Below are 9,042 nucleotides of genomic sequence, written 5' to 3' on the forward strand. Positions count from 1 at the left end.
ACAGTTTTCACTTCTAAGAACGTATACGTGAATTCAAAATCTTCTGAAGGCTGCATGGAGAAATAACCCATTTGCAAAGCGCTTACATTTGAAGTGACCGGTACGTCAATAATTTGACTTTTAAGTGCTGGTTGCGCCAAAACACCATCTAATTCTATCTTTGAATAAGTGCCTGCTTTAATTAACTGTACACCTGGTTTTTGACTTAAATAATTGTATTCCGTTTTTGTTACTGTTTTTCCGCTCATCTTCTTCACTCCTAAATTTTTTTAGTGTACCTACTGCATTTTTTAACAAAACCTTACATTTCCAAACAAGATTCATCCTATTGCCCCTGGAATTGTTAAGAATATTAACAAAATTCCGATAATTATTATGGGATGTCCTTATATTCACACAGATAACGAAAAAACAAAATTCGTTTTTCCTGAATATTGAGATAATATAAAATTTTACTTAAAAAGGAAAAATAATTTAAGGATACTTTCAACAAATAAATGCTAATAAATTCATTTTTGAAATTCGGGCGAGATTTTAGAAGATTTAGATTTGTCTATCGATCATACGACCATGAAGGTATTTCACAATATAAACCCGAGGGAAATCTAAATTGGAAACCCCTGGAATAATCCAGATGGAATTGACTTTCTTGAAATTTCATAAACGGACGTTTCCATTCCTAAGAAAGGATAGGGCTATGCTCCACAGTGGCCTAGGATCTACTCCATCACTGTAATAATAAAATCAAATAAAAAATGGTCAACCAGAGATATCTGGCTGACCTTACCATACATTCGGTTTGTGTCAAAAAACGTCATATAACTTACCGATTTCCAATTATAACTAGTGTATTTTTCATATAAATATTCTTTAACCTGGAAAAATCATTGCAGCACAGATGATTGGATGCAAGTGTAGAGAAATAGTATCAGTATTTTCAAGTTTGTTCTTCAAATAGTATGATCTATACCAATGACCTGGTTAGTTTATTCCTAAAATATCCATGTAGTTACGTGTAGTTGGCCCGGGTACAGTAGATTGGGTGAGCATGAGAAGAGCGTCCGATAGCTCGATACGACGATAAGTTTCTGTCACACGTCCATCGACGAGAAGAGGCTTGCGTCCCTGACGTAACTGCTCTTTTACTTCCGCGGACAGCTCCTCCGATCTATTTAGCGAGTCCATGACGTAACCTTCTGCTACCGGGCAACTGGTGATTCTAACGTCGGCCTTATCGACACGTCCAGTTGCGGAATAAGCCAGAGCACTGACGATACGGTGTTTTGCACTGCTAGTAGTCTCTCTCAAAAATGTCGCCGACGAGGGCTTAATATCCTCGACCAGCAAACGTGTTATACCGCGATCATTAATCGCCTCCAGGATTTGCTCAGGGTCGTCCTCCACGACAACTTCTTTATGTGGTGGCCAAACATCCATCCAAGAATGATTCATGTGGCGAGTTCCTATATGAAAGACAAAGAACTCAGGATAGATTCGCAGTTTGCCAGGCTCGTCTCCCAGACGTGGACGATGAAAATCGTAGAATCGTGTTAGCGCTGACATAAGGAGGCCGCTTGCACCCATGCCTCCACCAGGTTGTAGTACCACGACCCCAATACGATCGTTCTCATTAAAACCGGGTAAAATATCTTCTAGGGTGGCTCTGCGACCGCCAATCACAAAATCGAAATCTGCATAGCTCAGGGTTTCTATCGTGTGCATCCTTAAATAGCTCCTTTCCCTTTCTAGTAGAAATTGTCTAAACATTCTCTAGGGGAACAAACGAGGTGTGTCGTACTCCTTTTGTTTACTGAGAAATTGGCTTGTTATCTCAGGGAATGAAATCAAGATGTAACATTCCTATAAATCTAAAACTAAACAGCCAGACTTTCCTCGTGAGACACATGTTAAAATGACATTTGTTTCGTTCCTCTCTTTATCAGATAGGAACATATCTCTGTGATCGACTTCACCTTCCATCACGTCCACTGAACAGCTTCCACATCCCCCAATTTTACAAGAATACGGTGCTTGAATATCGTGTTTCAACAGTATTTCTAACAGATTCTCCCCTTCAGGAACATGAAGCATTAGATTGCTTTTATTCAATTTTACTTGGAAAGGTTGCTTCGGACCAAAATCAGGAGGTGTGAAAAGTTCAAAATGGATACTTTTTTCAGGATAACCGTACGATATTGCAGCTTCTGTATATTCTTTTACCATTGCTTCAGGTCCGCAAAAATAGACATGTGACCCGATCGGTTGATGTTTCATTAACTCGGTTGCCATTCTTCTCCCTGTCTTTGAAAAGTAAAAGTGGGTTTCGTCTGGATAGATTGAAGACAGAAATGGCTGAAAAGCGCACAATTCCTTTGAAGGAGCAGCATAATGTAATTCAAATGATTTTCCCTTTTTTTTCAATTCTGCTGCCATTGCAAGAAAAGGAGTAATTCCAATGCCAGCAGCAATAAAGACGTGGTGTTTAGCACCGAAACTAAGTGAAAAATGATTTTTGGGGTAACTTATCTTAAGTTGATCCCCCTCTTTTATATGGTCATGCCAGTAGATAGAACCTCCTCTTGACTCATCGCTTCTACGAATGGCAATCTTATAGTAATCTGTTTGGTCTGGTTCATTAGTTAGTGAATAATGACGTTCAATTTGCCCTTGAAAGCTTTGTACATACGTTGTAATATGAGATCCTCCGCTAGAGCGCGGCAACAATGAGCCGTCTGCTGACTTTAAAATAAAACTTTTAACTTGCGGCGATTCATGTGTAACTTCTTTTACAACAACTTCAATTGTACCAGCAGCCATTTCAGTCTTTCCTCCCCTCTAAACTCATACAACGTGAATATAACCAAGGTATGCATCAAGTCTTTTTGAAAAGTGACTAGAAACATCGAGGACTGTTTTACAATGCTCACAAGTTATTTCATTTTGGTTTTTCTTCCTATTATACGAGTAGCATTTTACACAAAATACTTTTTCTTTTTTTCGCCCAATCCCTTTGTACTGGATTTCCTCATCTGTAAAGCCCGCAACTTTAGCCATTTGTTCTATATGATGGACCATTGGCCACAGTCCAGAAATAAAAAGCTTTGTACCAATTATTTGTTCATCTAAGATGGAATAAGCTTCTTGGCTTTCAGAGGACGATAAAAAATTGATGTTGCTGTGGAGTTTGCTTTGAAGATAATCTATTATTTCCCCTTGTTGTCGTTTTGTTTTTATATAAATGTCGGTCTCTATCTTTTTTAAAGAAAGGAAATCAATAATTGCTAAACTTTCAAAAAGAGCTGGTTCATCAATTAGTAGTAACATTTTTCTATCGCTAGGTTGAAGTTGAAAAAATGAATTATCCGAAACTTTCAACTCGAATATTTGATATCGAAGCTGTTCCGCTATTTGCAAACGTTTCTGTTCTTGATAAGCTTCGGTACTGAAAAAGAGACGGTATTTTCTATCATTCTTACACGTTTCAACTATTTGAATTGGGAGTTGATAAATAGTATCATTGCATTGAACTTGGCCTGCAACACCTATCATTTGAGGGATTGAGCCTTCTACCACTTTCACTTCTGCCACAAAACCTTGATCAAATGTTCTCTCTTCTTGAATAAGACATTTTATTGTATCCAATTTCCCCCCTCCCTTTTATTAAATTGAAGAAGATTCTTCTATTTTATTTTCTAAATATTTCAGTATTTTATCTTTGTAAGAAATAAACCCTTTGTACTCTGCTATATCATCTTGTATGTCAGTTAGCACATTATAAAACTGCTTTGTCCATTGTTGATTTTCACTCATTTCGTCAAGTGAAATCAGATGAGTGTGGATGCCAAATAAAATACCGTTGCTGCGAGGGAGACGGAACAACCTTTGATCTTCTACTCTTAAATAAACTAATTGTCCCGCATTATCAGCAGTAACGTTGTCCTTTTTTGGTCCCCATTCATCAAATGTTTCAGGCGCCGTATCGAGGATTGGCTCAATTGTTAACGTCCAGTTAAACCGAGTCCAAGAATTTCCCGCTTCCATTCTTAAGATGAAGCTGCGAACCTTCTCAGCTAAACCACTACGAGAAAAGGAGTGCGGGACAGGAGAATGAATTTCTAAGAATTTCATCCCAAGATCAAAGGCAATCGACCAATTCGCTGGAAAGCACAACGACCCTGCATCCATATAAAGCTCTCCATCCCTTTGCCCAAGATAAATTAGATCCTCTTGAACATGCCTCCCAATAAAATCTAACGGTTCATAGGGTAAACTTGAAAGATTGCCGAAAGTAAAGGATTGTTCTTCTCCTAGTAAATGATTTCTGAATATCCAATTATCCCCATCTTTACTTAAACTAAAATAGTTTGGATACTCGGATACCATCTCATGCATAATCATCTCTAAAATTTCCCATTGCGCTTCAAAAGAATGTGAAAAGGATTGAAAGGCTGACTTTTTCCTATTGACTAAAATCTGCTTTTTCAATTCAATTTCCTCGAAATACTCTGGAGTAATATCAGTTACATTTCCCGAAACAAGGGGCTCGGAATTATTTGAATAACGATAGAAATCTCCCTTAAACGGAAATGGGAAACGATCTATTAAAGGTGAATTTGGAATTTTTCCCTTTTGTACAGATATGGTATCAACTTTTGCCATTCTTTTTCCTCCTTAAAAATAGGATATATAGAAGAATTGGTTTGTTTATAAAAATACTAAAAACATTCTATAGAGTGCGTATCACCTCTATAGAATGTTTTATAGACTTCACTTATGAGCTTGTCTTTTCATTCTAGGTAACCCACTCATTGTGTCATCCTGCAGGAGAATATAAGTCTCAACCAAATTCATTTTATAGGGTGTGGGTGTTGGTTCTTTTTAATCGTTAATTACATAAATAATGGTTCAGGCAAACGATGTCCGGTATAAATGGCATCCCCATTGCTCTCACCATCAAAAATAACGGTTGTGTCAGGAGTGAAAATTAAAACGTCGCCCGCTTCTGCAACATACTTTATCCCTTGATCGTCACGAACAATAATTTTTCCCTTTATYACAGTTTTCACTTCTAAGAACGTATACGTGAATTCAAAATCTTCTGAAGGCTGCATGGAGAAATAACCCATTTGCAAAGCGCTTACATTTGAAGTGACCGGTACGTCAATAATTTGRCTTTTAAGTGCTGGTTGCSCCAAWACACCATCTAATTCTATCTTTGAATAAGTGCCTGCTTTAATTAACTGTACACCTGGTTTTTGACTTAAATAATTGTATTCCGTTTTTGTTACTGTTTTTTCGCTCATCTTCTTCACTCCTAAATTTTTATTAGTGTACCTACTACAAAACCTTACATTTTCAAACAAGATTCATCCTATTGCCCCTGGAACCGTTAAGAATATTAACAAAATTCCGATAATTATTATGGGATGTCCCTATATTCACACAGATAACGAAAAAACAAAATCTGATTTTCCTGAATATTGGGATAATGTGTTTTTTTTTATTTCTCGGGAAGATCATAGAGTAAATCCCACTCATTTAACACAGCAAGATCGTGTTACTCTCATCCCAATATTCTATTTCGGTTTATCTGAAATTAAATACACAATTCATTTCTTCTGTATTCCATTTCACGCTTGAACCCATTATTGCTCAATCAACAATCAAAACCCTCTATACTATTAATTTACTTACTTTTGAAACCATTCTGTATGGAAAATGCCTTCCTTATCTACACGTTGATATGTGTGCGCACCAAAGTAATCACGTTGTGCTTGTATCAGATTTGCTGGCAACGTCTCAGTACGATAACTATCATAGTAAGATAATGCGCTGGAGAATGATGGTACCGCAATACCTCGCTGAATTGCCACTGCGAGCACTTCACGTAATGCAGATTGATAGCTTTCTACAATTTCTTTAAAGTACGAATCTATTAATAAGTTTGGTAAGTTAGGATCACGATCATAAGCATCTTTAATTTTTTGCAAGAATTGTGCACGAATGATACAACCACCACGGAAAATCATGGCAATATCACCATAGCGAAGATTCCAATCATACTCTTCAGACGCAGAACGCATTTGGGCAAAGCCTTGTGCGTACGAACAAATTTTACTAATATATAAAGCTTTGCGTACTGATTCAATTAACTCTTCTTTATTACCTTCAAACGCCCGCTCCTCAGGTCCTTTTAAAAGCTTACTTGCCTTAACTCGCTCTTCTTTCAAGGCAGAAATAAAGCGAGCAAACACAGATTCTGTGACGATTGGAAGTGATACTCCTAAATCTAAGGCACTTTGACTTGTCCATTTACCTGTACCTTTTTGGCCTGCTGTATCTAATATTAAATCAACAATTGGTTTACCTGTTTCTTTATCCACCTTTGTAAAGATGTCAGCTGTAATCTCAATTAGATAACTATCTAATTCCCCTTTGTTCCATTCTGCAAATACTTCATGAAGTTCTTGTGCACTTAAACCAAGCACCTGTTTCATAATGAAATAAGCTTCTGAAATTAACTGCATATCGCCATACTCGATACCGTTATGGACCATTTTTACGTAATGGCCGGCACCATTAGGACCGATATATGTACAACAAGAATCTCCTTCTACTTTTGCCGAAATCGCTTTCAAAATTGGCTCTACAAGATCATACGCTTCTTTTTGGCCACCAGGCATAATAGATGGACCTTTCAATGCTCCTTCTTCCCCACCTGAAACACCTGTACCAATAAAGTGGACACCTGTGGCTTCTAATTCTTTATTACGTCTAATTGTGTCTTGGAAAAATGTATTTCCGCCATCGATGAGAATGTCGCCCTTTTCAAGGTATGGCTTTAACGACTCAATCGTTGCATCTGTTGGTACGCCTGCTTTAACCATTAATAAAATTTTGCGTGGTTTTTCTAATGAATGAACAAATTCTTCAATGCTATTCGCACCAACAATATTTTTCCCCTCTGCTTCGTTCTTTAAAAATTCTTCTGTTTTTCCAGAGGAACGGTTGTAAACAGAAACAGAATAACCTCGACTTTCAATATTTAACGCGAGATTTTTACCCATTACGGCTAAACCGATCACACCAATTTGTTGTTTTGCCATGGTCAATTCGTCCCTTCTTATTTTTTAAAATCAAGCTTAGCTACTATGAAGTCTAACTTTAAATCTCATTTCGAGTTAATAAAAAATAAACCTTATTGATTCAAGCTATTTACTTGGATAAACGCTGCTCCAGTTCTTTCTTCTCTTTTTCAAAGCCTGGCTTTCCAAGTAAGGCAAACATATTCTTCTTGTAAGATTCAACTCCCGGCTGATCAAACGGATTCACACCTAACAGGTATCCGCTAATAGCACAGGCCTTTTCGAAAAAGTAAATCATTTCACCAAAGTTATATTCATTCATTTCATCCAGTTCTACAATCAGGTTAGGTACTCCACCGTCTATATGGGCCAATACTGTCCCCTGAAAAGCTTTTATGTTCACTTCATTCATCGTCTTTCCGGACAAGAAATTTAATCCATCGATATTTTCTGGCTCTTCTTGAATCGTCAACTCAACACGAGGTTTCTTAACATGTAAAACAGTTTCTATCAGATTTCGTCGACCTTCCTGTACATATTGACCCATGGAATGCAAACCAGTGGTATAATCAATTGATGCAGGGAAAAGTCCTTTCTGATCTTTCCCTTCACTTTCACCAAATAACTGTTTCCACCATTCAGATACATAATGGAGAGAGGGTTCATAGTTAACAAGTAATTCGATAACATTCCCCTTGCCGTAAAGAATATTCCGTACAGCAGCATATTGATAGCAATCATTAGATAAAAGATCTGAATTGTTATATTTATGGTAGGCCTCTACTGCACCTTCCATCATTCGATCAATATTCAGTCCAGCTACAGCAATGGGTAAAAGACCGACTGATGTCAGAACAGAATATCTTCCTCCTACGTCATCGGGAATCACAAAGGTTTCATATCCTTCTTCGTCAGCAAGCTTTTTTAATGCGCCTTTGGCTTGATCAGTGGTAGCATAAATCCGTTTTCTTGCCTCCTCTTTTCCATACTTTTTCTCCATATATTCACGAAGAATACGGAAAGCAATGGCTGGTTCCGTCGTTGTTCCCGATTTAGAGATAACATTAACAGAAATATCTTTATCCTCTAATAGTTCTAATAAATGAGCCATATAAGTGGAACTGATATTATGACCTGCGAAATAAACTTGTGTTGTATTGTTCACCTGGTTATGAAAACTGTGGGTCAATGCTTCAATTGCTGCTCTTGCACCTAAATAAGACCCACCGACACCAATGACAATAAGAGCATCTGAATTATCTCGGATTCTCTCAGCAACTTGTTTGATTCGCTCAAATTCGTCTTTATCATAGTGAATCTGCAAATCCACCCAGCCAAGAAAATCGGATCCAAGGCCTTTTTTTTCATGAAGCCGATTATGAGCTGCCTTTACAAATTCACTTAGATGATCTACTTCCTTTTTTTTCATACATGATAAAGCATTGGAATAATCAAAAGAAATAGCCAAAAATACTTCCCCTTCCCATTTGAAAATCTACTTAAAATAAAGGCCTTTCACGGTGATTCATTTTAACGCTATTAGTTTACTTATTTTTTCATTTTGGTTTTGAACCCTTTTTACTTCTTTTAGTTTTTCTAAATTGGCAGCCTATAGGAATGCATGAAATTATGTTCTCAATAGAAGGATTCAATTTCCAAACATGCATCAAAACCTATAACCACTTAAATCCGTCCTCTTCCAATAATTGATGAGAAGCATCTGGCCCCATCGAACCTGAACGATAAGGATGTAGGATAAGGGCATTTTCTTCAAATACCTCCAAAATAGGTTGAACCCACTTCCAAGATAATTCAACTTCATTCCAGTGGGCAAAGAAAGTTGGATCGCCACGCAAAGCATCGAACAGTAAGAGCTCATAGGCTTCCGGTACTTCTTTTGCATTTGCTGAAAACGTCACCGTAACGGGCTCTATTTTACCGTTTAATGGGTTTTTTC

Annotated in this window: 7 protein-coding genes and 2 pseudogenes; all 9 read right to left on the minus strand. The window is 37.4% G+C overall.

All coding sequences use genetic code 11. The features are described from left to right. Window positions 1–248, minus strand: a pseudogene (locus AC1DUW_RS15475) (hypothetical protein); the annotation flags it as partial. A 733-nt stretch (window positions 249–981) separates the two neighbouring features. Then, on the minus strand, window positions 982–1,722 hold the full coding sequence (locus AC1DUW_RS15480; RefSeq protein WP_477642900.1) for a hypothetical protein: 741 nt from the start codon (window positions 1,720–1,722) through the stop codon (window positions 982–984). A gap of 138 nt (window positions 1,723–1,860) precedes the next feature. Next, a complete protein-coding gene (locus AC1DUW_RS15485; protein WP_477642901.1) occupies window positions 1,861–2,817 on the minus strand; it encodes a PDR/VanB family oxidoreductase in 957 nt (318 codons plus the stop codon). Between the two features lie 24 nt (window positions 2,818–2,841). Further along, window positions 2,842–3,642 carry a dimethylamine monooxygenase subunit DmmA family protein gene (locus AC1DUW_RS15490; RefSeq protein ID WP_477642902.1) on the minus strand — a complete coding sequence of 267 codons (801 nt, stop codon included), beginning with the start codon at window positions 3,640–3,642 and terminating at the stop codon, window positions 2,842–2,844. Between the two features lie 18 nt (window positions 3,643–3,660). After that, complete coding sequence (locus AC1DUW_RS15495) at window positions 3,661–4,659, minus strand: heme-dependent oxidative N-demethylase family protein (RefSeq protein WP_477642903.1); 999 nt, start codon at window positions 4,657–4,659, stop codon at window positions 3,661–3,663. Window positions 4,660–4,889: 230 nt separating this feature from the next. Continuing rightward, window positions 4,890–5,303 carry a cupin domain-containing protein gene (locus AC1DUW_RS15500; RefSeq protein ID WP_477642904.1) on the minus strand — a complete coding sequence of 138 codons (414 nt, stop codon included), beginning with the start codon at window positions 5,301–5,303 and terminating at the stop codon, window positions 4,890–4,892. 387 nt (window positions 5,304–5,690) lie between these two features. Further along, window positions 5,691–7,106: an NADP-dependent phosphogluconate dehydrogenase gene (gene gndA / locus AC1DUW_RS15505; protein WP_477642905.1), complete on the minus strand. Its 1,416-nt coding sequence runs from the start codon at window positions 7,104–7,106 to the stop codon at window positions 5,691–5,693. A 109-nt stretch (window positions 7,107–7,215) separates the two neighbouring features. After that, window positions 7,216–8,553, minus strand: a complete 1,338-nt coding sequence (locus AC1DUW_RS15510; RefSeq protein WP_379151234.1) for a glucose-6-phosphate isomerase — start codon at window positions 8,551–8,553, stop codon at window positions 7,216–7,218. A 205-nt stretch (window positions 8,554–8,758) separates the two neighbouring features. Continuing rightward, window positions 8,759–9,042, minus strand: a pseudogene (locus tag AC1DUW_RS15515) (glucose-6-phosphate dehydrogenase); the annotation flags it as partial.

This window comes from Peribacillus sp. P4_C12 (assembly GCF_056402095.1).

Bases quoted from the DNA above. Each gene is read 5' to 3' on its own strand.
- AC1DUW_RS15480 (WP_477642900.1), bottom strand. From the start codon at position 1,722: ATGCACACGATAGAAACCCTGAGCTATGCAGATTTCGATTTTGTGATT.
- AC1DUW_RS15485 (WP_477642901.1), bottom strand. From the start codon at position 2,817: ATGGCTGCTGGTACAATTGAAGTTGTTGTAAAAGAAGTTACACATGAA.
- AC1DUW_RS15495 (WP_477642903.1), bottom strand. From the start codon at position 4,659: ATGGCAAAAGTTGATACCATATCTGTACAAAAGGGAAAAATTCCAAAT.
- gndA (WP_477642905.1), bottom strand. From the start codon at position 7,106: ATGGCAAAACAACAAATTGGTGTGATCGGTTTAGCCGTAATGGGTAAA.